General features: G+C 50.8%; 18 protein-coding genes. 17 read left to right on the top strand and 1 reads right to left on the bottom strand.

Going from position 1 to position 25331, the window contains the following annotated elements; all coding sequences use genetic code 11:
* The 6 genes from ACTQ1O_RS12965 (at window position 1) to holA (ending at window position 8711) form a co-directional block, all read left to right on the top strand.
* Window positions 1-1284 (top strand): hypothetical protein, encoded by a 1284-nt coding sequence (locus ACTQ1O_RS12965; RefSeq protein WP_441487617.1) that lies wholly within the window; start codon window positions 1-3, stop codon window positions 1282-1284.
* 3 nt (window positions 1285-1287) lie between these two features.
* Window positions 1288-1947, top strand: a complete 660-nt coding sequence (locus ACTQ1O_RS12960) for a DUF6320 domain-containing protein (RefSeq protein ID WP_441487616.1) — start codon at window positions 1288-1290, stop codon at window positions 1945-1947.
* A gap of 39 nt (window positions 1948-1986) precedes the next feature.
* Window positions 1987-3432, top strand: a complete 1446-nt coding sequence (locus ACTQ1O_RS12955) for an ATP-binding protein (RefSeq protein WP_441487615.1) — start codon at window positions 1987-1989, stop codon at window positions 3430-3432.
* A gap of 16 nt (window positions 3433-3448) precedes the next feature.
* Window positions 3449-4387 (top strand): GerMN domain-containing protein, encoded by a 939-nt coding sequence (locus ACTQ1O_RS12950; RefSeq protein ID WP_441487614.1) that lies wholly within the window; start codon window positions 3449-3451, stop codon window positions 4385-4387.
* Between the two features lie 832 nt (window positions 4388-5219).
* A complete protein-coding gene (locus ACTQ1O_RS12945; RefSeq protein WP_441487613.1) occupies window positions 5220-7691 on the top strand; it encodes a ComEC/Rec2 family competence protein in 2472 nt (823 codons plus the stop codon).
* A gap of 42 nt (window positions 7692-7733) precedes the next feature.
* Entirely contained in the window at window positions 7734-8711 is a 978-nt protein-coding gene (gene holA, locus ACTQ1O_RS12940; RefSeq protein ID WP_441487612.1) for a DNA polymerase III subunit delta, read from the top strand.
* 480 nt (window positions 8712-9191) lie between these two features.
* On the opposite strand, the gene rpsT is transcribed toward holA, so the two are convergent.
* Window positions 9192-9455: a 30S ribosomal protein S20 gene (gene rpsT, locus ACTQ1O_RS12935; RefSeq protein WP_441475937.1), complete on the bottom strand. Its 264-nt coding sequence runs from the start codon at window positions 9453-9455 to the stop codon at window positions 9192-9194.
* Window positions 9456-9867: 412 nt separating this feature from the next.
* Between rpsT and lepA the strand changes: the two genes are divergently transcribed.
* The 11 genes from lepA to ACTQ1O_RS12880 all read left to right on the top strand — a co-directional run bounded on the left by lepA (window position 9868) and on the right by ACTQ1O_RS12880 (window position 25179).
* Window positions 9868-11682: a translation elongation factor 4 gene (gene lepA, locus ACTQ1O_RS12930; protein ID WP_441487611.1), complete on the top strand. Its 1815-nt coding sequence runs from the start codon at window positions 9868-9870 to the stop codon at window positions 11680-11682.
* On the top strand, window positions 11672-12958 hold the full coding sequence (gene hemW, locus ACTQ1O_RS12925; protein WP_441487610.1) for a radical SAM family heme chaperone HemW: 1287 nt from the start codon (window positions 11672-11674) through the stop codon (window positions 12956-12958). The genes lepA and hemW overlap by 11 nt, the downstream gene beginning before the upstream one ends.
* A gap of 115 nt (window positions 12959-13073) precedes the next feature.
* Entirely contained in the window at window positions 13074-15908 is a 2835-nt protein-coding gene (gene uvrA / locus ACTQ1O_RS12920) for an excinuclease ABC subunit UvrA (protein WP_441487609.1), read from the top strand.
* Window positions 15909-16045: 137 nt separating this feature from the next.
* Complete coding sequence (locus ACTQ1O_RS12915; RefSeq protein WP_441099808.1) at window positions 16046-17050, top strand: rod shape-determining protein; 1005 nt, start codon at window positions 16046-16048, stop codon at window positions 17048-17050.
* A 45-nt stretch (window positions 17051-17095) separates the two neighbouring features.
* Window positions 17096-19339 carry an SF1B family DNA helicase RecD2 gene (gene recD2, locus ACTQ1O_RS12910; protein WP_441487608.1) on the top strand — a complete coding sequence of 748 codons (2244 nt, stop codon included), beginning with the start codon at window positions 17096-17098 and terminating at the stop codon, window positions 19337-19339.
* 232 nt (window positions 19340-19571) lie between these two features.
* Window positions 19572-20363, top strand: coding sequence for a ComF family protein (locus ACTQ1O_RS12905; RefSeq protein ID WP_441487607.1), 792 nt, complete (start codon window positions 19572-19574; stop codon window positions 20361-20363).
* A 398-nt stretch (window positions 20364-20761) separates the two neighbouring features.
* Window positions 20762-21199 (top strand): hypothetical protein, encoded by a 438-nt coding sequence (locus ACTQ1O_RS12900; protein ID WP_441487606.1) that lies wholly within the window; start codon window positions 20762-20764, stop codon window positions 21197-21199.
* Window positions 21196-22512: a hypothetical protein gene (locus tag ACTQ1O_RS12895; RefSeq protein ID WP_441487605.1), complete on the top strand. Its 1317-nt coding sequence runs from the start codon at window positions 21196-21198 to the stop codon at window positions 22510-22512. The genes ACTQ1O_RS12900 and ACTQ1O_RS12895 overlap by 4 nt, the downstream gene beginning before the upstream one ends.
* A gap of 114 nt (window positions 22513-22626) precedes the next feature.
* On the top strand, window positions 22627-23511 hold the full coding sequence (cdaA, locus tag ACTQ1O_RS12890) for a diadenylate cyclase CdaA (RefSeq protein WP_441099801.1): 885 nt from the start codon (window positions 22627-22629) through the stop codon (window positions 23509-23511).
* Window positions 23489-24820 (top strand): CdaR family protein, encoded by a 1332-nt coding sequence (locus ACTQ1O_RS12885; protein ID WP_441487604.1) that lies wholly within the window; start codon window positions 23489-23491, stop codon window positions 24818-24820. Before cdaA ends, ACTQ1O_RS12885 begins: the two co-directional genes overlap by 23 nt.
* A 71-nt stretch (window positions 24821-24891) precedes the next feature.
* A complete protein-coding gene (locus tag ACTQ1O_RS12880) occupies window positions 24892-25179 on the top strand; it encodes an HPr family phosphocarrier protein (protein ID WP_441487603.1) in 288 nt (95 codons plus the stop codon).
* The last annotated feature ends 152 nt before the right edge of the window (window positions 25180-25331 follow it).

The raw sequence follows: 25331 nt of genomic DNA, 5'->3' as shown, positions 1-25331 counted from the left end.
ATGGAGAAAGAACATAAAGCAGGGGAATGGTATCGGCTGGATAATGCGGCAAAGCTGATACCTTCGACCATGGTCGGCGCGGATACCAGGGTCTTCCGGCTCGTCTGTGAGCTGAAAGAAGAGGTGAATCCGGAGATTCTTCAGAAGGCGCTGGAAGAAACCATGAGGGAATTTCCGTACATGAACTGCTGCCTGCGGAAGGGGATCTTCTGGTATTATATGGACCAGCTTCCGGGATGTGAAAAAGTACGGGAAGAAGATATACCGGCGCTGAAGGCGCTTTATATTCCCGGGAAGAAAAATTTTCTGTACCGGGTGAGCTATTTTCACAGAAGAATCAATGTCGAGATTTTTCATGTCCTTTCCGATGGAACCGGCGGATACATGTTTATTGAGTCACTTGTGACTAATTACCTGATTCTGAGGCATAGTCTTGATCGGTCACTTTTCCGGTCGGATCAGGGATCGGTGACGGAGAAGCAGCTCGATGCTTTCAGCAAGTATTATGAAAAGGGTGAACGGAAGAAAAGAAACTATCTGCGTGAGATGTTTCCGGTGAAGGCCTACCAGATCAGGGGTATTCAGGACGCAAATCTGGAAGAACATCTTCTGGAGGGAACAGTCTCTGTCAGAGAGATTCTCAGGGTTGCGCATGAGAACCATGCGACCGTCGGTATTCTGACCACTGCCCTCTGGATTGAGGCTATTCTGAAGGAGATGAAGCATTCGGAGTATAATCGTCCGATTGTGGTCAGTGTACCGGTCAATCTTCGTCAGTTTTTCCCGTCAGAGACGAGCCGGAACTTTTTCGGCGTTATCCAGGTGGTTTACTATGCGGGCGATTATGATGGTACCATGAAGAGCATTATGGATCCGGTCAGCAGAGAATTTTCAGAACAGCTGACGGAGGAGAACGTCCGGAAGACCATGAATTCTTATTCTGCGCTGGAACATAATCTTGCGGTACGTGTAATTCCTCTGTTTATCAAAAATGTGGCGCTGCAGGGAATCGCATATCGGATGAATACAGGAGTTACAACCTCAGTTTCGAACGTAGGTGTTGTGAGACTTCCCGCAGAAATGTCTCCGTATGTTGAGAAATTCTCGAGTTTTATGTCCTGCAAGACGGTATTTCTGTGCGTCAGCACATATGAGGACCAGATGGTATTTGGCGTTGTCTCCAGCTTCGAGAGACACCCGGTTGCCATGAATTTTTTTCGCAGGCTGGTACAGCTGGGAGTTCCGGTGGAAATCGCGAGCAATGACTGTGACGAGGGGGTGTAAGGAATGCAGGAATGCGGCAGATGCCATGTGAAGATCAGGGGAAATAAGCGCTGCTGTCCGCTGTGCGGCGGACCGCTTTCGGGAGAACCGGAAAATCCGGCTTTTCCGGCACTTCCAAAGAGAAAATTCAGCCGTCTCAGTGCCGTGAAACTGGCGGCCTTTCTTTTGATTGTCTTCCTGATTTCGGACGGGGCAATGATTTACATCATGGGAGGTGTGCCGTCATGGATCCCGCTCTCGGTACTGAGTGCTGTGGTAGGCTTCATCGATATCTGCGTGACCATGTATTACAGGAATAATGCGTTAAAAACCATGCAGGTGCAGGTGATTATCGGTATTTTTCTGAGTCTTGTCATCGATGCGGTTACAGGGTGGCACAAGTGGTCAATCCACTGGGTCATGCCGGTCGCCTTCGTCGGTGTTATGGTGGCTACAATACTGATCGGTATGGGGCTGAAAATGGCACTACAGGAATTTGTACTCTATCTTCTGATGGATACGGTTCTTTCGCTGCTGCAGTGGATTTTTTTGCTGAAACACATGAACTGTTTTCAGATACCTGCGGTAATCAGCAGTTCGGCCTGCATCCTGATGTTCCTCGGGATTCTGATTTTCCGCTGGAGGGATTTCACATCGGCGTCATCCAGATACTTTAACATCTGACCGGATATTGAGAGAAGACGTCAGGACCTGGAGTTTTTTATGAAAAAGAAGATAAAGCATTTTGCTTTTTACAGAAGTATCCGGTTTTATATTATGATACTTCTTTTCATCATGGGCATTGTGCCCTCTATCATTGTGGAAAGCGTCATTGTACAGAGCTACGAGGACCGTGCGGTGAGCCAGAGAACCGTGATGGTCAAAAATCAGTGCGAAATATTGGCGGATCAGCTTTTTAACCGGAATTATCTGTCTGATACCAGTGATGACGTGATTAACGGGGAGTTTAATATGCTCACCGGAATCTACGGGGGACGAATCCTCGTAATCAACCGCGACAGCAGAATTGTCATGGATACGTTCAATATTGATAACGGAAAATATTCTCTGTCACAGGAGGTTACGGACTGCCTGAACGGGAAGGAAACGAGTCATTACGACAGAGCAAATAATTATATTGAGCTGACTTTCCGGATCAAAGATCCGGACAAGAAGAGCAGTGATGCAGAAACGGCCGGCGTACTGCTTGTCAGTGTATCAACCACGGAAATCAGCATCAGTAAGGGAATTCTGGAGGAACGGGGCACAATGATTCTCGCGATTATCACGGTCGTTATCCTGATTCTCGGATATATTCTTTCGGGAATTCTTGTCAAGCCTCTGCAGAAAATCACACGCTCGATCGAGGGAATCACGGACGGGTATCAGGATGAGAGTATTTCCGTCAATGATTATCGTGAGACGAAGCTGATCACCGATGCGTTTAACCGGATGCTGGCGAGGGTGAAGACAGTGGATGACAGCCGTGAGGAATTTGTGTCTAATGTGTCGCATGAGCTGAAGACGCCGCTTACTTCGATGAAGGTGCTGGCGGATGTTCTGAATCAGAACCCCGATGCTCCCATTGAGGAGTACCGTGATTTTATGAAGGACATCTCGGCGGAGATTGACCGGGAGAACTCCATCATTACGGATCTGCTGGCTCTTGTGAAAATGGACAAGAAATCCGCGGATCTGAATATCACGGACGTCAATATCAATGATGAACTGGAGCAGATTATCAAGCGGCTGAAACCGATTGCCGATAAGGCACATGTGGACCTGATTCTTGACAGCTTCCGTCCGATAACGGCTCAGGTGGATGAAACCAAAATGTCTCTGGCATTCACAAACATTATCGAGAATGCCATTAAATATAATAAGCCGGAGGGCGGATGGGTGAGAGTCTCCCTGAATGCGGATCGTAAATACTGTTATACGACGATTGCGGACAACGGAATCGGAATTCCGGAGGAATCCCTGAACAATATTTTTGAGCGTTTCTACCGCGTGGACAAAAGCCATTCCCGGGAGATCGGAGGAACGGGTCTGGGTCTTGCAATCACAAAGAAGGTAATCGTCATGCATCGGGGAGCAATTCGTGTCAAGAGCAAGCTTGGAGAGGGAACCACTTTTTCCATACGGATTCCGCTGGTTCACATCGTTTAAAGGAGGCAATGGACGGATGAAGAAGCTTCTCAGCTGCCTGATGATTCTCAGCCTTATCGCCGGCCTGGCGGGCTGCGGATCGACGGTCAGCAGTTCATCGGGCGTTCAGCCCAGTGCTTCTGTTCAGAAGACGTATCTTTATTATCTGAATCAGGAGGAGGACCGGATCAGCTGGGTGGAATATCATTTTAATGAACCGGATACAGAAGGACAGGTTGTTGAGATGATCGCCCTGCAGACACAGAAGCCGGGAAATAAGGAGGATGTTCTCCTTCTGCCGGATGGAGTGAAGATTCAGAATTATAAGCTCAGTGATCAGGTACTCACGCTTGATCTGAGCGCGGGCTTTCAGAACCAGGCACAGACAAGAAAAGTGCTCTGCATCGGCGGTCTGGTGCGGAGCTTTGCCCAGATTGACGGCGTCGACAAAATCCTGTTTACAGTGGACGGCAGGGATCTTACTGACAGCAGCGGAAATGCAGTCGGTGCTCTGACAAATGACAGCTTTGTGGATAATGCCGGAAAGAATATCAATGCTTATCAGGAGATGGAAATGACGCTGTATTTTACGGATCAGACCGGGTCGAAGCTGGTTCCGGAAACGAGGGAGGTCTATTACAGCAGTAATGAGCCTGTGGAGAAAGCAGTTGTGGAAGAGCTGATTCAGGGCCCTTCTGAGGAGGGGCACTACCCGGTATTCTCCACGGACACACAGGTGCTCAGTGTTATTTCGCAGGCGGGAATCTGCTACGTGAATTTTGATGACAGTGTTCAGAATTCGATTCTGAGTATCAGTGAGGAGATTCCCATCTATGCTATTGTGAATTCACTGGCGGAGACCTGTAATACCAAGAAGGTTCAGTTCTCGATCGACGGCGAAAGTGACACCGTCTTTCGCAACAGCATGGATCTGAGTGTGCAGTATACCAGAAACCAGGATCTGATTTCTTCGTGACGGCAGATTTGTATTCTCGTGCCGCTGACGCGTCACTTCATGCTCATACCTGTTGTCATCGTTAATGTTCTTGCCCACTGGTGAGAAGGCTCCCCGTGGGCCAAGAACATTGCGGCTGTACTTATGCAGTAGACGGCCATACGATATATTGTGCCACACACTGTATAAGTTACGGATTGCTCTGTGCTTCGCACTCTCGCAATCCTACAGGTATTCGCATTTTCGCCGTGTTTCACACGGCTTCACGCTCATACCTGTTGCCTTCGAAATCGCATACAGTCTCTTACACACGCTTCGCGCGTGACGATCCTGTCTGCGTTTTCGAAGAGCTTATACAGGATACATTGTGCCACAAACTGTATAAGCTACGGATTGCTGCGGTTTTGTGAGAATTGCATATTGCGTTTTTTACGGCCGGGTGTTATGGTGTATTTATGTCAACACATCAGCCGTTCTGATTACTTTTCAATTTTGTTTTGCTTTTCGTTCTCTGCTTTTCTTTTTTCCCTTTTTCCTCTCTTTCCTTTTTATTTTTTCTTCTCTTCCCTTGCTTTCTTAATGAAAGCGGCTTTTATCATTGCGCTGCAGTTTCTTTCGTGCATTTCATATGTTCCAATTTGTTCTTTTATTTACGCGAACAGTGAGCCGCAGCCGAATGCGAAGTATTCGTGTGCGGCGAGCGTCGCGATAGCGAGATAAAACTCGCGCAGCGTGTTTTATCTCGTTTCTGCTTTTATGTTTTGACATTTTTTCATTTCCACAGCTTTTTCATTTTCACATTTTTTCAAGGCATCGGTGTAATGACACGATGATGGAATCGGGGTGATGGGATTTGAAATACCGGCCTGTCTGTATTGCCTGTGTGCTGCTGATTCTGGGGATTCTGTTCTGTCGCTTTGCAGGAATCCCTGTTTTTGGACGCCCTAAGATTCCGGAGAGCGCGCAAAGCGTTCTGGAGTCTGGAACGACTGCCAGCTGCTCCGGAGAGATTGTGGAGAGGAATCGGAAGAAAAAATCTGTTCAGTATATCATTAAGGATTGCAGAGCTGAATTCCGGGACGATAAGAATCAGGTTTGCCGTATCCGGATTGGTTATCTGAAGGTTACAGTGCTGCCGGAAGTTACAGTGTTGCCGGAGACGAATTTTGCGGACGATAATAAACTTGCCGGGACAGGACTGTTAACCGAAGAAGAATTGAAGGAGCGCGATATTGGACAGCTTCCGGTCGGGAGCAAAGTGATATTCCGGGGAAAACTATCGGAAATTGACGGACCCTCAAATCCGGGTGAATTTGACAGCAGGAAATATTATGCGTGCAGAAAGATTTATTATGAAATGCTGAACGAGAAAGTCATGGTGACAGACCCGGGTGGAGGCTTACGGGAGCATCTTGCAGCGTTTCGGGAAGGAGTCAGCGCCCGGCAGGCGAAACTGATGCATCCGAAACAGGCCGGGGTTTTGTCGGCTATGCTGCTTGGAGACCGCTCAATGCTGAGCGAAGAGAGCAAAGAACGGTACAGGTACGGCGGAGTCATGCACGTTCTGGCAATTTCCGGACTGCATATCTCAGTGCTTGGGATGATATTTTATGAGCTGCTGTTCCGTGTTCTTCTTTCAGGCATGCCTTCTCACATCCGGGCAGGACAGGCCATTGCCGCTGCCGGCGCAGCGGCGGTGACAGGAATTTACTGCGTGTTTGCGGGCTCCCCGGTCTCTGCTGTCCGTGCGATGATCATGTTCGGACTTGCCCTGGGGGCAAAAATTCTACGAAGGTCTTATGACGTGCTGTGCGCGGTCGGGATCTCGGCCATTCTTCTACTGTTAACAAGGCCGGGATATCTTTTCGATGCCGGATTCCAGCTTTCCTATGCGGCGGTTGGAGGCGCAGCCGTTTTTTACCCGGCATTGCTTGGACTGGTACCGAAGAATTATTGGCACAGAGGAAGCCGGATCAAGAAAATTTTTGAAAAAATTCTCGAGGCATTTCTGATGTGGGTGGCAGTCATGCTGTGCACGATCCCGGTTGCCGCTTACGCATTTTCAGAGATTCCGGTGCTGCCATTCGCAACATTGCTGATTGTTCCGGCGATGGGAGCGATACTGATCCTTGGTATCGCCGGAAGCACTGCAGGTATGCTGTGTTCTCCGGCAGGGTGGCTATTGTTGATTCCAGTTGATCTTTTACTTCAGCTGTTTGAGAGAATTGCGTTGTTTGTGAAAACCATCCCGGGATCGGTATGGACGGTCGGAAAACCGGAACGGTGGCAGCTTATGGCCTATGGATTCTGCCTTCTTCTGGTATGGATTTGCCTCAGACACGGTATGGGAAGGCGCGCGGCGCTGGTGGCGGCTGCGGCCGTGCTGGTTCTTTCTCTGAAATGGAGTCCGGCGTTGTCAATTGCTATGCTGGATGTCGGACAGGGAGACAGTCTCGTCATCTCCCGGGGACTCGGAATGTGGAAGCCAGGCGGGGATCCGGTGTATCTCGTCGACGGAGGAAGCAGCAGTGTGAAGCAGCCGGGGAAGTACCGGATCATTCCATATCTGAAATCTCGAGGGGTTACAAGGATCCGGGGAATTTTTGTCAGTCACGGAGATCAGGATCACCTGAACGGGATCGAGGAGCTGCTGAAGGAAATTGTCGGACAACGGATACGGATCCGGGTCGATGCGCTTTATCTGACTCCGCAGATGCAGAATGACGCTGCAGGCGGACACCTTATAAAATTATGCAGGAAGGCAGGGATCCGGATCGTGTTTTTGAAAAAAGGAAATACACTTCAGGATGGAAAGCTCCGAATCCGGGTGCTGCATCCGGATACAGAGCCGGAAAATGGATCGGGGACCGGAGGGACAGATGGCCGCGCTGCCGGTGCGTCATTGGGGGACACAAGTCGTGGCGCATCTGATGGCATGACTGGAGGGAGAAATGAGGACAGCATGGTTCTGCTGCTGTCTTTCGGGGATTTCGATGCACTCCTGACGGGAGATCTGGAAGGAGAAGGAGAACGAAAGGTTCTGGAGGAGGCCGAATCCGTGGAGTATCTGAAGGTTGCGCACCACGGCTCACGCAATTCTACTTCAGATTCATTTCTCCGAAAGGTATCTCCTGTTGTCTGCATGATTTCCGCGCCGGAAAAGAGCAGGTATGGACATCCTGCGGGAGAGACGCTGACAAGGATCCGCGAGGCAGGAGCGGAATATTATGTGACGAGAGATTGTGGTGCCATCTGTCTGGAAACGAAGGGAAGAGGAAGCTTCCGGATCAGAACTTTCCGGAGAGAAGCGGATATGGTAAGATGAGACAGTGAGCAGAAAATCCCGGGAAAGGGAGGTTGCAGAAGGTTGAAGACAATTCGGGAAGATATCAAAGGCGGCAATTTCAAAAAGGTTTATCTTTTGTACGGGGAAGAAGCGTATCTGAGAAACCAGTACAGGGATCTTCTGATCCGGGCGCTTGTTCCGGAGGGGGATACCATGAACTTTACCAGATACACCGGTAAGGACGTGGATGAGCAGGAGATTGTGTCGCAGGCAGAAACGCTGCCTTTTTTTGCGGACCGACGGGTTATTCTCGTCGAAAACAGTGGATTTTTCCGCCGGAAGACCGAGAGACTGGATGACTACATGGATCATCTGCCGGACTACCTTGTGATGATATTTGTGGAGGACGAGGTTGACAAGAGAAATCGTCTCTACAAGCAGATTCAGAAAAAGGGGCATGTGGCGGAGTTTGCGGCGCAGACAGAGGAGACCCTTACCCGGTGGGTGCTGACACGTATGACCAGAGAGGGGAAGAAAATCACCAGGAAGGATATGAGCCACTTTCTAGATATGACAGGAACAGACATGGCAAATATCAGCAGTGAGCTTGAAAAACTGCTCTGCTATACCATGGGCAGGGAGGTCATCACAAATCAGGACATTGACGCGGTCTGCGCTCCCCAGATCACAAACCAGATTTTTGACATGATACGGGCAGTTACGGAACATCAGCAGAAAAAGGCGCTGGATTATTACTATGATCTTCTGGCACTCAAGGAAGCGCCGATGCGGATTCTGTATCTCCTGGCGAGACAGTATAATCAGCTCCTGCAGGTGAAGACACTGGCGGCAGATGGAATGCCGAACCGGGAAATCGCACCAAAAGTTGGCATGCCGCCGTTTGCAGTCAGCCGCACGCTCGGACTGTGCCGGAATTATTCAATTCCGCAGCTTGAAACCATTGTGAGGGAATTTGTGCAGGTTGAGGAAGAGGTAAAGACGGGGCGGCTGGATGACAAGCTCAGCGTGGAGATGATGATTGTGAAATGGAGCCGGTGAAAACTGCAGGTATGAGCACTTTCGCCGTGTTTCACACGTCTTCACGCTCATACCTGTTGCCTTCAAAATTGCATACAGCCTCTTACGCGCGCTTCGCGGAAGGCGGCCTGTCTGCGTTTTCGAAGAGCTTATACAGTAAACGCCCATATGATAAAACGTGCCACATACTGTATAAAGCCGGCTGCTCCGTTGCTTCGCAACTCTCGCAGCTGCCACATGTGACCGACTTCGTCGGTCTGTCGCGGCGTTCGCCCCACCGCTTCACACTTTGTGTGAGCGGGTGTGGCTCACTGCCCGCGCATATTCGCATTCTCGCGGTGTTTCACACCGCTCCATGCTCATACATGTTAGCGTCGTTCAAGCATGCAGTTTTCTGTGCATGCTTCGCATGCCCAAAAACTGCCCGCTTGACGACGGCTTTATACAATAAAAAAACACGAGGCGACGACTCCTCGTGTTTGCTCGTTTATTTATGTTTGTTTATTGAATAGAGTTTACAGCTTTGCTTAAGCGGGAAACTTTTCTGGAGGCGTTGTTCTTATGAAGAACGCCCTTTGTCTCGGCTTTGTCGATGACAGATGTTGCATTCAGCAGAGCAGCCTGTGCAGCTTCCTTGTCATTCGCAGCAACTGCAGCCTCTACCTTTTTCATAGATGTTTTTACTGCAGACTTGATGGCCTGATTTCTCTCAGCCTTTGTTTTGTTAACGAGAATTCTCTTCTTCGCGGATTTGATGTTAGCCAAACTGTACACCTCCTTTTATTTTATATTTATGGGATGTTCTTTATAGGATGACACTTTTCCACTTCCGAACATGCTTATTCATATTATTCTATTTCATATGGGTTTGTCAACTGAAATTTTCAAAAAACGTGAATCTGTAATTATCAAAAAACGTGAATCTTTTGACCATCTTTAGACCATCGCCTGACGGTTGCTGAACATCTTTTTGCCGTCAGCCGGCTTTTTTCGAAGATTTTCACGTTTCCTGCACCTTGCGGCCCCAGACAAAGTCGAGTATAATCTCACTGTATATTTGCCGGAGTCTGTCTGAATGCGGGGAAAGCGAAAAGAAGAAAGACCCGGTGACAGATTCCGGAGGGAGAATCTGCAGATGTTTATATGATACATAATCTCAAAAACCGGAGGTAGTACCTTGTCATTAATAGATCAGAGCAAAATCAGAAATTTTTGCATTATCGCGCATATTGATCACGGAAAATCAACACTGGCGGACCGGATCATCGAGAAGACGGGCCTTCTCACCAGCCGCGAGATGCAGAATCAGGTTCTTGATAATATGGATCTGGAGCGGGAACGCGGAATTACCATAAAAGCACAGGCATGCCGTACGGTCTACCGGGCGAAAGACGGTGAAGAGTATATCCTGAATATGATCGATACCCCCGGCCACGTGGACTTTAATTATGAAGTTTCCAGAAGCCTTGCTGCCTGTGATGGTGCTGTTCTTGTGGTGGACGCGACACAGGGAGTGGAGGCACAGACGGTGGGAAATGTATATCTTGCCATGGAGCATGATCTGGAAATTTTCCCGGTGCTGAACAAAATCGATCTTCCGAGCGCACATCCGGAGGAGGTAAAAAGCGAGATAGAGGACGTCATCGGCCTGGACGCAGAGGATGCGCCCGAGATTTCGGCGAAGACAGGTCAGAACGTTGAGGATGTGCTGGAAGCGATCGTGCACAAGATCCCGGCTCCGGAAGGAGACGTGAAGGCGCCCTTGAAGGCACTGATCTTTGACTCCATCTATGATTCCTATAAGGGAGTGATCATCTCCGTCAGGCTTCGGGAGGGCACGGTGAAGCCAGGAGACCGGATCCGGATGATGGCGACCGGGGCGGAAGAAGAGGTGGTTGAAGTCGGTTATTTTGGCGCAGGGCAGATGATTCCGTGTGATGTTCTTGAGGCCGGTATGGTGGGCTATATCACTGCGAGCATCAAGAACATCAAGGATACCCGCGTTGGAGATACTGTGACAAATGCGGACCGTCCCTGCGCAGAGCGGCTTCCCGGTTACAAAAAGGTACAGTCCATGGTATACTGCGGTATCTACCCTGCAGATTCAGCGAAGTACCCGGAGCTTCGGGACGCATTGGAAAAGCTGCAGCTCAATGATGCGTCTCTGTATTATGAGCCAGAGACCTCAGCGGCGCTGGGCTTCGGGTTCCGCTGTGGCTTTCTCGGTCTGCTCCATCTGGAGATCATTCAGGAGCGGCTGGAGAGAGAATATAATCTGGATCTGGTCACAACGGCGCCGGGAGTTGTATATAAGATTCACAAGACGAGCGGAGAAGTTGTGGAATTGACGAACCCATCCAATCTTCCGGATCCTTCAGAGATCGAATACATGGAGGAGCCGATGGTAAAGGCAGAGATCATGGTAACCACCGAGTTTGTCGGTCCGATCATGCAGCTCTGTCAGGAGCGCAGGGGCGAATACCAGGGTATGGAGTATATCGAGACGACCCGTGCGCTTCTAACCTATCATATTCCACTCAATGAGATCATCTATGATTTCTTCGATGCTCTGAAATCGAGATCCAGAGGGTATGCGTCTCTGGATTATGAGATCATTGGGTATCAGAGAAGTGAGCTGGTGAGACTTGATATTCTGGTCAATAAGGAGCCGGTAGATGCCCTGTCATTCATAGTATTTGCAGATTCCGCCTATGACCGGGGCAGAAAGATGTGCGAGAAACTGAAGCAGGAGATTCCGCGGCAGCTTTTCGACATTCCGATTCAGGCTGCTGTCGGCTCAAAGGTGATTGCGAGAGAGACGGTAAAGGCTCTCCGTAAGGATGTACTTGCAAAATGCTATGGCGGAGATATCTCCCGCAAGAAGAAGCTCCTGGAGAAACAGAAGGAAGGAAAGAAGAAGATGCGGCAGATCGGAAACGTTGAAATCCCAAAGGACGCCTTCCTCAATGTTCTGAAGCTGGATGAGAACTAAAGCCGGCATGGAATTATATATTCACATCCCATTCTGCGCAAAAAAATGTGGATACTGCGATTTCCTCAGTTTTCCCGCTGAGTGCGGAACACAAGACAGATATGTGGAGGCATTGGTGCGCGAGATCCGGAGTTTTTCCGGTATGAGGCAGAGTGTTTCTTCTATATATATCGGGGGTGGAACCCCTTCTCTTCTTCCCGCAGAGATGATTGCGGAGATCATGCATGCGGTCAGAGAGACCTTTCATCTGGAGCCGGGTGCGGAAATTTCGATGGAAGCCAATCCTGGAACCGTGCAGCCGGAAAGCCTGTCCGTTTATCGAAGAGCGGGAATCAACCGGCTGAGCTTCGGGTGTCAGTCCGCCGACGACGGGGAATTGAAGCGTCTTGGCAGAATCCACACGTTTCAGGCGTTCCGGGAGAGCTTTGCGTACGCGAGGGAGGCGGGATTTTCCAATCTGAATGTCGACCTGATGTCCGGACTCCCGGGGCAGACAGAGGAATCCTGGGAGAAATCACTCCGGCGGATCGCAGAAGCAGGTCCGGAGCACATATCTGCGTACAGCCTGATCATCGAGGAGGGAACACCTTTTTACGAAAAATATCACGAGGTCTCCGGGATGATTGCCGAGGGAGATACGGAGACTCATGTAAGAGAACTCGAAGAAGGACAGTATCATCTGAGCTCTGAGGAGATCCTCCCCTGTGAGGAGACAGAGAGGCGGATGTACGATCGGACAGAGGAGATCCTTGCCGGCTATGGATTCCGCCGGTATGAAATCTCCAACTACGCAAGAATCGGGAGGGAATGCCGCCACAATGTGGGATACTGGACCGGGATTCCGTACCTCGGACTGGGGCTCGGAGCATCCTCTTATACGGGTTATCTCCGATTCCGAAACACGGATGATATCGAAACGTATCTTCAGGCACACGATGAACCGATGAGCGATGGAAGAATAAAGATGTTGTATAGCGGAGGGCATCTGTCCGTTGAAAAAATCGAGGATATTCTTTCGGAATCCGGACGGGAAGAGCCGGAATATCTCGGAAAAGGGGACCGGATGGCAGAATTTATGATTCTGGGACTCAGAATGACGTCCGGCATCAACGAAGAGGAGTTCAGATGTCGCTTCGGAGAGGATGTAATTGAGGTATACGGCAGTACAATCCGCAAGTATGAAGATGCAGGCCTTCTGCGGGAGGAAAGAGGAAATCTGTTTCTCACCCGCCGGGGGCTTTCCCTGTCGAATACGGTCATGGCGGATTTTCTGTAGGAATGCGAGCGTGTGAAGCACGGAGCAATCCGTAGTTTATACAGTATGTGATGCTGTTTACAGCATGACAGAGCCACAGATGAGTAAAGCCGTCAGAAGGGTCAGGTGTTTAAGATTGACAGAAAAAAATCATTTTATCAGGATCAGAGGTGCTTCGGAGAATAATCTGAAGAATTTGAATATAGATATCCCCAGAGACAAGCTTGTGGTGCTGACCGGGCTATCCGGATCGGGAAAGAGCTCTCTGGCGTTTGACACCATTTATGCAGAGGGACAGAGACGTTACATGGAGAGTCTCTCCTCCTACGCGAGGCAATTCCTCGGGCAGATGGAGAAACCGAAGGTGGAGAGTATCGAGGGCCTGCCGCCCGCCATTTCCATCGATCAGAAATCGACCAACCGGAACCCGCGATCCACAGTGGGAACGGTCACGGAGATCTATGATTATTTCAGGCTTTTGTATGCAAGAGTCGGGATTCCGCACTGTCCGAACTGCGGACGTGAGATCAGCAGACAGACGGTGGATCAGATGGTGGGCCAGATCATGGAGCTGCCGGAGAAATCCAGAATCCAGCTGCTTGCGCCTGTGGTGAGAGGACGGAAGGGACGTCATGAGAAGGTTCTGGAGCAGGCAAGAAAATCCGGCTATGTCCGCGTGGTCATAGATGGAAACCAGTATGACCTGTCGGAGGACATCGTACTCGACAAAAATCTGAAACATAACATTGAAATTGTGGTGGACCGCCTTATTGTCCGGCCGGGAATCGAAAAGCGACTGACGGATTCGGTGGAAAACGTGCTGAAACTTTCCGGTGGACTTCTCGTAGTCGATACAATGGACGGGCATACCCGGAATTTCAGCGAGAGCTTCTCTTGCCCGTATTGCGGAATCAGTGTAGACGAGATCGAGCCGAGGAGCTTTTCCTTCAATAATCCATTCGGCGCCTGTCCGGAGTGCTCCGGCCTTGGCTATCGGATGGAGTTCGCGGAATCGCTGATGATCCCGGATCCATCGAGATCCATCGACGAGGGAGCCTTTGCCGTTCCTGGATGGCAGTCGAGCACGCAGAAGGGAAGCTTTACGCGGTGCATGCTGGAAGCACTGTCGGAGGAATACCATTTTTCTCTGTCCACGCCGTTTAAGGATTACCCCAAAAAAATCCACGATATTCTGATTTATGGAACAAAAGGGCATTCAGTGAAGGTCCATTATAAGGGTCAGCGGGGAGAAGGTGTCTACGACGTTGCCTTTGAGGGGCTGATCAAGAATGTGGAGCGGCGGTATCGGGAAACCGCGTCGGAATCTTCGCGTCAGGAATACGAGAACTTTATGAATATTTCTCCGTGCCCGGCATGTCACGGGCAGAGGCTGAAGCCGTCTTCGCTGGCAGTCACCGTTGCGGACAAAAATATCTACGAGGTGACGAATCTGTCGATTGAGAATCTTCTGAAATTTCTGGACGATATCCGTTTAAGTGATCATCAGATGCTGATCGGAAGACAGATCCTGAAAGAAATCCGGAACCGTGTGAGCTTTCTCCACGAAGTCGGACTGGATTATCTGACGCTGGCGAGAGCCACCGGATCGCTTTCCGGCGGTGAGGCACAGCGTATCCGGCTTGCCACCCAGATCGGATCGGGACTTGTCGGAGTGGCTTACATACTGGACGAGCCGAGCATTGGCCTTCATCAGAGAGACAATGGAAAGCTTCTCGGAACTCTGATGCATCTCCGGGATCTTGGAAATTCCGTTATCGTTGTCGAGCACGATGAAGAAACGATGCGGGCGGCAGACTGTGTGGTAGATATCGGCCCGGGGGCGGGCAGCCACGGCGGCGAGCTGGTCGCCATGGGAACCGCAGAGGACATCATGAAATGTCCGGAATCCATCACGGGGCAGTATCTGTCGGGAAAGCGTAAGATTCCGGTTCCCGATGTAAGAAGGAAGCCAAAGGAATGGCTGATTGTCAGGGGCGCCGAGGAACACAATCTCAAGAACATCGATGTAAAATTTCCGCTCGGTGTGATGACCTGTGTGACCGGTGTTTCGGGCTCCGGCAAGAGCTCTCTTGTCAACGAGATTCTCTACAAGCATCTGCAGAGGGAGCTGAATCATGCTCTTGTGATTCCGGGAAAGCACAGGGGAATTGAAGGAATGGAGCACCTGGACAAGGTGATCAATATCGATCAGTCCCCGATCGGGCGTACGCCGAGATCAAATCCCGCGACATACACAGGTGTATTTGATATGATCCGTGATCTTTTTGCCGCGACACCGGATGCGAAGGCACGCGGCTACAAGAAGGGACGTTTCAGCTTCAATGTCAGGGGAGGAAGATGCGAGGCATGTTCCGGAGACGGAATTGTGAAGATTGAGATGCATTTTCTTCCGGATGTCTACGTCCCCTGCGAGGTGTGCGGCGGAAAACGCTACAACCGGGAGACACTGGAGGTCAGATACAAGGGGAAAAATATCTTTGAGATTCTGGATATGACCGTGGAGGAGGCGCTTCCCTTTTTTGAGAAGGTTCCGTCGATCTACCGAAAGATCAGGACGCTGTATGATGTCGGTCTGTCGTACGTGAAGCTCGGGCAGCCTTCTACAGAACTATCGGGCGGTGAGGCTCAGAGAATCAAGCTGGCGGCTGAACTATCCAAGAGAAGCACAGGAAGGACCTGCTATATTCTGGATGAGCCGACAACCGGTCTTCATTTTGAAGATGTGCACAAGCTGGTGGATATTCTTCAGAGATTCACGGAAGATGGCAATACGGTTATCGTCATTGAACACAACCTTGATGTCATTAAAACTGCTGACTATATCGTTGACATGGGCCCGGAGGGCGGCGACAAGGGCGGCACGGTGATCGCGAGTGGTACGCCGGAGGAGGTTGCGAAGGTGCCGGAGTCGTACACCGGTCAGTATCTCAGAGAATATCTGAAGGGATGACGGCTGATAAGCGTCACTTTGTGCTCATACCTGTTGCCTTCGAAATCGCATACAGTCTCTTACACACGCTTCGCGGCAGGCGGCCTGTCTGCGTTTTCGAAGAGCTTATCCAATAAGATAGAAAGGAACATTATTATATGCCGGTTACTGACATTGGAATTGATCTTGGAACGGCGTCAATTATTGTATATGTCAAGGGGAAGGGAATCTTCTGCCAGGAGCCATCCGTTGTGGCCTATGACAGAGACGCGAACAAGATTCTGGCATTCGGGACCGAAGCGGCGCAGTGTATCGGACGAATGCCGGGCAATATTGTCGGGATACGTCCGCTGAAGGATGGCGTGATCTCGGATTTTGTCGTTACCGAACGAATGCTGCGGTATTTTATTCGAAAATCTATGGGAAACTGGAATATTCTGAAGCCGAGGATCTGTATCTGTGTGCCGAGCGGCGTTTCGGATATCGAGAGAAGAGCGGTAGAGGAAGCTTCGTACCGCGCGGGCGCGAGGGACGCTGTGATCGTCCGGGAACCGATCGTTGCCGCGATGGGAGCCGGTGTGGACATTATGCGCGCGAGCGGCAGCATGATCGTGAATATCGGGGGAGGCATCAGCGAGATTGCCGTTCTGTCGCTGGGAGGAATTGTGATTTCTCAGTCCATCCGGACGGCAGGAGAAGCATTTGACGAGGCAATCTGTCAGTATATTCATGATATCTACGGATTGATCATCGGAAGCCAGACCGCAGAGGATATCAAGATTCAGATTGGATCCGCAGATCCGGACCGGAGCCTGAGACAGGTTTCTGTGACGGGACGCGATGTGGATGCGGGATTTCCGCGGACGGTCAGCATTACCTCGGATCAGGTAAGAGAAGCCGTCTCTCCGGCGGTGCGCCGGATTATCGAGACAATCCGTGTAGTGATGGAGAAAACACCCCCGGATCTTGCGGCAGATATAGCGAAACGGGGAATTGTTCTGACCGGAGGAGGCGCGATGCTGGACGGACTGGAAGGAGAAATCGAGAAGGCAACCGGAATCCGGACCCTTCTAGCGGACAATCCGCAGCAGGCAGTCGCTGTCGGTACCGGGTTGTATATTCGTGCAATGTCGGATTTTGAAAAGCAGAAGAGCTTCCGCTGAGGAAGCCGGCTGCGTTCCGGTAAGGCCGGACGTTTGGAGATGAGCATGTCGGAAAAAATAGAAGGATATGTGGAGCATATCATCTATCGAAATGAGGATAATGGTTATACCGTTCTGAATCTGTCCGCGCTGGACGAGGATGTGACCTGTGTCGGCAGCTTCTCCTCGGTCAACGAGGGAGAGTATATCGAGGCGGAGGGAGAGTATAGTGTTCATCCAAGCTACGGAAAGCAATTCCGGGCAGAGAATGTCCATGTTACAATTCCGAGAGACAGTGTAGCCTTGGAGAGGTATCTGGGGAGTGGAGCCATCAAGGGCGTAGGAGCAGCGCTGGCCTCACGTATTCTGAAGCGGTTTGGCGATGACACCCTGCGGATCCTGGAGGAGGAGCCGGAGCGGCTGGCCGAGGTAAAGGGGATCAGTGAACGGAAAGCCCGGGAGATCGGAGAGCAGGTTGAGGCAAAATCACAGATGCAGAACGCTATGATTTTTCTCTCCCAGTACGGGATCTCCCTTTCTCTCGCCATCCGGATTTATAACCGTTACCAGGACAGGCTGTATACGGTGATGCGTGAGAACCCTTATCAGATGGCAGATGATATTGACGGGGTCGGATTTCGGATCGCCGATGAGATTGCTTCCAGGGCTGGAATCCGGCCGGATTCAGAATACCGGATCCGGAGCGGAATCCTGTACGCGCTCAATCAGGCTGGCGCGCAGGGCCATATTTACCTTCCGAAGGAGATCCTGGTGCAGAGAGCCGGAGAACTTCTGGGAACAGATCCCGGTGACATCGACCGGTATCTGATGGACCTTGCTCTCGACAAAAAAATAAAGGCCCTGGTCTTTGAGGATGAGAACGGAGATTCTCACGCGAGAATATATGCGGAGAGATCGTACCTGACAGAACTCAACTGCGCAAGAATGCTTCAGGATCTGAATCTCCATATCAGTGAGGACGAAGAGGCGGTAAATGAGAGGATCCGCAGGATCGAGAAGTCCGACCGGATTATTCTTGACGATCTTCAGCGCAAGGCGGTGGCGGAGGCTGCCACGAACGGTATTTTTGTATTGACGGGAGGGCCGGGAACCGGAAAAACCACAACGATCAATACGATGATCCGGTATTTTGAATCGGAGCATCTGAGTATCGCGCTGGCTGCGCCGACCGGACGCGCGGCGAAGCGGATGACGGAGGCAACCGGTTATGAGGCGTCTACGATACACCGGCTGCTTGAGATTTCAGGTGCGGCTGATGAGGAGTCGATGAATGTACGCTTTGAACGGAATGCTGAAAATCCGCTGGAGCAGGACGTGATCATCATTGATGAGATGTCGATGGTTGATATTTTCCTGATGCATTCACTTCTTTCAGCGATTGTCCCGGGAACACGGCTGATTCTGGTGGGTGACCAGAACCAGCTTCCGAGCGTCGGACCGGGCAGTGTGCTCAGGGACATCATACGGTCCGGATGCTTTCCGGTTGTTATGCTTACCAGGATTTTCCGGCAGGCGCAGGAAAGCGATATCGTGGTCAATGCACACCGGATCCATGCCGGGCTTCCCGTTCGCACGGATAATCGGAGCAGGGATTTCTTTTTCCTTGAACGGGAGGATGTGCGGGTGGTACAGAGAGTTGTGCTCGCTCTGGTGCAGGAAAAGCTCCCAAAGTATGTAAAGGCAGATTCTTCGGAGATACAAGTCCTGACACCGACACGAAAGGGAGCGCTTGGCGTTGAGAGTCTCAACCGGATTCTGCAGACTTATCTGAATCCGCCGTCTCCTGCCAAGCAGGAGAGAGAAACCTCCCGCGGAATTTTCCGGGAGGGAGACAAGGTCATGCAGATCCGAAACGATTATCAGCTGGAATGGCAGCTGAGGGGAAAATACGGAATCGTCGCGCAGCGGGGCCTCGGGGTCTTCAACGGTGATATGGGCATCATCCGGAGAATTGATGCGCCGAACGAGCTGCTTACTGTTGAATATGAAGAGGGAAAGACTGTGGATTATACCTTCCGCCAGCTGGATGAACTGGAGCTGGCATATGCTACGACGGTTCACAAAGCACAGGGAAGCGAATACCCTGCCGTAGTCATTCCTCTCCTCGGTGTTCCGCATATGCTGCAGACACGGAACCTCCTCTATACTGCTGTGACAAGGGCCAGGAAATGTGTGGTTCTGACAGGAAGCCGACAGGTGTTCCAGGCGATGATTGAAAATGCAACCGAGGAAAACCGCTACACGTCATTGGCGGAACGGATCATCGAGCTGAAACGGCAGGAGATCTGAGGTGGATTTCCGGTGGCAGGGACGGGCGGCAGGATGGGCAAGCCTGCGGAAGAGGGCATGCCCAGCTGCTTCGAATGCTGTGGATGCGCCTTACCGGAGGGTTTGCGGAGCACAGAGATAATATGCGGCGGAAAGAGACCGAGACAGGCCGAAAGCATGGTGCATTGCGTTAGCGGTTCCCATTGACAGAGGTGTTGGGCGGCGGAAAGAGACGCGGACAGGAGGGAGAGCCTTGCGGAAAAGCCCGGACAGGAGAAAGGAAGATGGATTCCCGCAGAGAAAGAATGAAATATGGCGGGACGGAATGCTGCGCGCGGAAAAAATTGCCGGCTTGCTTTATCCGCGCCGCTGTCCGTTTTGCGATTGTCTGTTGTCTGCCGGAGAGCCATATCTGTGCCGGAAATGCGCGGGCATTCTGAACTTTATCACAGGACCGGTCTGCATGAAGTGCGGAAGACCTCTGGAGTCTGATACCGCGGAATACTGTGATAATTGCCGGAGAAGAGAGCACCGCTTTATTCAAGGCTTTGCACCCTTTACGTATCGGGGGATGGTGCAGGATTCGATCACCCGTTTTAAGTACGGAAACCGGGCAGAATATGCCGGGTTTTATGCGACAGCGATCTGGAAACACGGCGGCATACATCTGAAAGAGTGGAAGCCGGAGCTGATTCTTCCTGTTCCGATCCATCCGGACAGGTACCGGAAACGGGGATACAATCAGGCGGAAGAGGTTGGCCGGCATCTTTCGGAGAAACTCGGAATTCCCTGTGCGACGAATGAAATATACCGGAGAAAAAACACCCGGCCGCAGAAAGGGCTTACTCCTTCGATGAGGAGAAAAAATCTTTCAGGTGCATTTGCGGCGAGAGACGGTGTAAGCCTGCCGGAGAGGGTGCTTCTGGTTGACGACATCTATACCACAGGGGCAACGCTGGATGCGCTTGCGGAGACGGCAGCGAAAGCCGGGGCATGCAGGATATGGTTTGCCTGCGTATCCATAGCGCCGGGTCAAAGTGTATGACTGATTCAGACGGGTTGTAGGGGAAAGCAGGCGTCAGAACACACACTTTCAATGGCTCCGGAAGTATGATAAAATAAACTGATGTTTTTTTTATACCGTTATGCCCCGAAAGCGGGGTGCCACAAATTGTATAGGCTGCGGATTGCTCCGTGCTTCGCACTCTCGCAATCCTACAGGTGACCGGCTTCGCCGGTCTGACGCGGCGTTCGCCCCACCGCTTCACACTTTGTGTGAGCGGATGTGGCTCACTGCCCGCGCATATTCGGATTTCGCGCGTTCGCGCTTCATCCTCATACCTGTTGCCTTCGAAATCGCATACAGTCTCTTACACGCGCTTCGCGTGTGACGATCCTGTCTGCGTTTTCGAAGAGCTTATACATAATATAGAGGACAGGAAAATGATTGACAAGAAAAGACTGTACCTGATGATCGGTCTGGCGAGATTTGAGAAGAAACACGCGGACGGGTCTTTCCGGATCAGCCGGTATTATCAGAGAGATTATACGGCTTTTGCGCTGATCCGGAATCTGCTGCTGAGCACCATTGCGTATATTCTGCTGCTCGGCGTACTGATGCTGGCAAATATGGATACCTTCTTATCCCGGCTGAATGCCGGGGATATCCGGCCTGTTATTGCGGTGCTGATTGTGAGCTATGTTATTTTCGTAGGTATCTATTCTGTCATCGCTTATATACTGGCGCGGATCCGCTATGTTCGGATGCAGAACGACATGGAAGAATATGAGCGCGCTCTCGCAAGGCTGGGACGCATGTACCGGCGGGGATATCACGAGGAAAGCAGCGAACGGGAAAAGCAGGAGGAAGAGGAAGAATGAACGAATTGCTTGAGTTAAGAGAGAGACTGATCCGTTTTTACACGGATTATGACGTATATATACGTCCGCTTTTCCGGTTTGCGCTGGCGGTGATCACGTTTATTACACTGAATGACAAGATCGGATATGTGAGTCAGTTGAACAATCTTCTCGTGATAATCATTCTGTCTGTTATCTGCGCGATCCTTCCGGTTAACGGGATCGTCTTTATCGGTACCGTGCTGATTGTAGCGAACAGCTTTGGATTGAATGTCGGAGTCGGCGCATTCGCTGTTGTGCTTTATCTGCTGATGCTGCTTCTGTACTTCCGCTTTGTTCCGAAGGATGCGCTGGCGATTATTCTTACGCCGGTGGCGGGAGCTCTGCACATGCCGATGACGGTTCCTGTTGTGCTGGGGCTTATGCGAGGTCCGGTGTCGGCAATCACGCTGATCTTCAGCGTGCTCTCCTGGTCCTTTGTAAACGGTCTTCCGGATACCGTCGAAGCGGTCGCGAATACAAAAGGTGCCAGTATGATTGACATTGTTCAGGCAATACCCGGCGCGATGATGAATTCGAAGACGATTCTCATGCTTGTGACATTCGTGGTGGTATTTTTGATTGTTACCTGCATCCGGGAGCTGGTCAGCAGCCATGCCTGGGAGATCAGCATCATCGTCAGCGCGATTATATATCTCGGACTGATGATTGCCGGTGCCAGCATTCTGAATGTGAAGATAAATCTTGTGATGACCGTGATCGAAACCGCAATCTCAGCTGCCGTCGCATTTGTCTTTGAATTTTTCTGCTATAATGCGGACTATTCCCACACGGAGTTCCTTCAGTTTGAGGACGACAACAACTATTATTATGTAAAGGTGACTCCAAAGCGCAGACCGAGATATAATCTCGAAGAGGAAGAGGACGAAACGGAAGAGGTGGAGGCAGACGCGGATGAGAAGCGTTTTGTCACCCGGGAGAACAATATCTATGAGAAGAAATTTGAGGGGATCAATCTTCAGTCCAGGCTCGAAGAATCCCTGAAATCTCTGAATACAAACCAGAACGGCCGGAAAAATGGCCTTGACGGTTCTACACCTGGTACTGCCCGGAACACAGACAAAGATGAGAAGATGACAACCATAAACCTTACCGTAGACAGTGAGGACCGTCAGACTCGTGCAGATGCTCATAAGGACAGGAATTCGGACATTGGGGGAGAGACAATCCGACTGGATCCGGTTTCTCCTGAGAGCGGAGATGAAGCAAAAGCCGGAGATGAAGCAAACGCCCGGGAAGAGGATATGGGACAGACCAGGATCATCAGAAGGTAAACGGATGTGCCATATTGTTGTACATGGCTGCAGGCTGTTTTCTGCCACAGGCTGTACAGGCTGAGGATTGCTCCGGGCGTCATCCGGCTTAAGTCAGAGAAGAAGGAGAATCATATGAATGCTTTTCTGAGCAGGTTTCAGTATTACATCCTTTCATGGCTGAAGCCGCCAAAGACAATTCAGGTCATTGATATTATCCAGATTCTGCTTCTGGCTTTTCTGATCTACCGGCTGATCATCTGGATGAGGAACACCCGCGCGTACACTCTGCTGAAGGGAATTCTGTTTATCGGAGCGTTTGTCATTGTCGCGAACATTCTGCATATGGAAGTGATCGTCTGGCTTCTCGGCAATCTGAGCGTTGTCGCTTTTACGGCAATTGTCATCATCTTTCAGCCAGAGCTCCGAAAAGTACTGGAGCAGATGGGACACAGCAACGTACTGCGCTCCTTTTTTTCCATCAGCAAAACCGGTGAGGACAATAAGCGATTCAGTAACCACACGATAAACGAGCTGGTCAGGGCCTGTTTTGAAATGGGTGATGTGAAGACAGGCGCTCTGATCGTTATCGAGAAGGAGACGCTGCTGGATGAGTATATCAGCACCGGTATTCGTCTGGACGCTATTGTGTCGGGTCAGCTGCTGATTAATATTTTCGAACATAACACCCCGCTTCATGACGGCGCGGTTATTATTCAGAATGACCGGATTGCGGCAGCTACCTGCTATCTGCCGCTCTCTGACAATATGGAGCTGAGCAAAAAACTCGGTACCAGACACCGCGCCGGTGTCGGTATCAGCGAGATCACAGATTCTCTGACGATCATTGTGTCGGAGGAGACCGGGAGCGTATCCTACGCCATGAATGGACGGCTTCACACGGCGATTTCTCCGAGCCAGCTGCGCGAGGTTCTGCAGGATGTCCAGGTGCTGTACAATGATAAAATCCGCATACTGAAAGGGGGACGCAGAAACCGTGATACGAAGAATCCTAGCTAGTCTGCGTTCCAATATCGGATACAAGCTGCTGGCATTACTGATAGCGATTGTCATCTGGTACTCGGTAGTGGACATCAATGATCCTGTGGAGACAGAGTCTTACAGTGTTCACATTACGGTGGCGAATGAATCGTACATCTCAAACGGAAAACAGATCTACATGATCGAGGATCAGTACAAGACAGTTACCGTGTATGTGAAGGGAAACCGGTCGGAGCTGAAGAAAATCTCCGCGGACAATATCACCGTTACGGCCGACCTGACGCAGATTGTTGATCTTGACCGCGATCCTGTCATGGTTCCATTATCGGTCACTGTTCCCGGTATTTCGGCTTCAAATGTGACACTGTCCAGAACGGCAATACCGATTACGATTGAAGATGTCGCGAGCAAGGAATTCGCTGTGAGTGTGGACACAGGAAGTTCGGTTCCGGGATCCAGTTACGAGGTGGGAATCGCGACTCCGAATCCGGAGAAAATAGTGATCAACGGACCGGAATCCATCATCAATGAGATTGACAGCGTGGTCGCCAAGATTGACGTCACAGGCATGACGCAGGATGGAAACCGAAAGGCAGAGCTCGAGATCATGGACAAGAACGGCGAAGCGCTGTCCCAGGAGACAGTTCAGGATGATCTGACGTTCGATGGCGGTGTGCCGGATGTTTCGGTATATGTAGATTTGTGGAAGAAGCAATCCGGTGTTGGGATGAAGGTTGAGTACTCCGGAGAACCGGCCGAGGGATATAACGTAACGGCTGTGAGCACGACACCGGAGACAATTACCGTGGTTGGAACAGACGACGCACTGAACCAGCTTGCGGCAAACGGGAATATTATCACGATTCCGGAGGGGTATGTATCTGTGTCAGATGCCTCCTCGGATGTTACGGCGGAAGTTGAACTCAGTGACGTGCTTCCGGACGGTCTGCGGCTGGCATCGAGCACGGCAGGGACGGTCACGGTAACCGTTACGATTCTTTCGGACGAAACCAAGGAATTCACGCTGGATGTGGATGATATCGCTACAAACAACCTGGATCCGGATCTGACGATCTCGTATGACCAGACCAGCATACAGGTGCGGCTGAACGGAGCGGGATCTGTGATCGATGATCTGAAGACGTCAGACATCAAGGCTTCCATCGATCTCAAGGGCAAGGATACAGGCGATTATGCCGTAAATGTATCGTTTGTGCTTCCGGCGGGAGTATCGCTGGATGATGAGGTTTCGATACCGGTACATCTGAAGGAAAAGGCGACAGCAAGCTCCTCTTCCGGGAGTGATAAAGGCGGAACCAGTTCGTAGGCAGCCGTTATGAGCACATGAGAAAAGCATTCCGGCAAGTGCCCGGCAGATATATGCAGCAGGAAACAGAAATGGTCAGCAGAACAATGGTAATAAAAGGAAAAAACGGGCTGCATCTGAGACCCGCCGGCAGGATCAGCGAGACGGCGCTCCGTTTTCAATCCGAGATCCTTCTAGAATACAACGGAGGTCTTTCCACAGCAAATGCCAGAAGTGTACTCAGTCTGCTTGCGGCAGGTCTGCAGGATGGAGATGAGGTTGTACTTTGCTGCAGAGGCTGCGATGAGAAAGAGGCCCTGGATGCGGTTGCAAAGGTATTTTCGGAGGAAACGGAGGCTGTTCCTCTCCGGAAGAGGTAAAGGTGCCTGCCGATGGCCCGGTATGCTGCTGGACGTGGGCATGAGAAACGGATATAAGCGGATAATGGAAGGTGACCGTATCGATTGTTAGCGTTTAATGGAAGGCAATCGTATCGATTATACAGATACTGTTACCCTGATACTATTATCCA

It is taken from the genome of Bilifractor sp. LCP21S3_A7, assembly GCF_052118825.1.
GTDB lineage: Bacteria > Bacillota > Clostridia > Lachnospirales > Lachnospiraceae > Bilifractor.
This window is presented reverse-complemented; position numbering and strand designations above follow the sequence as displayed.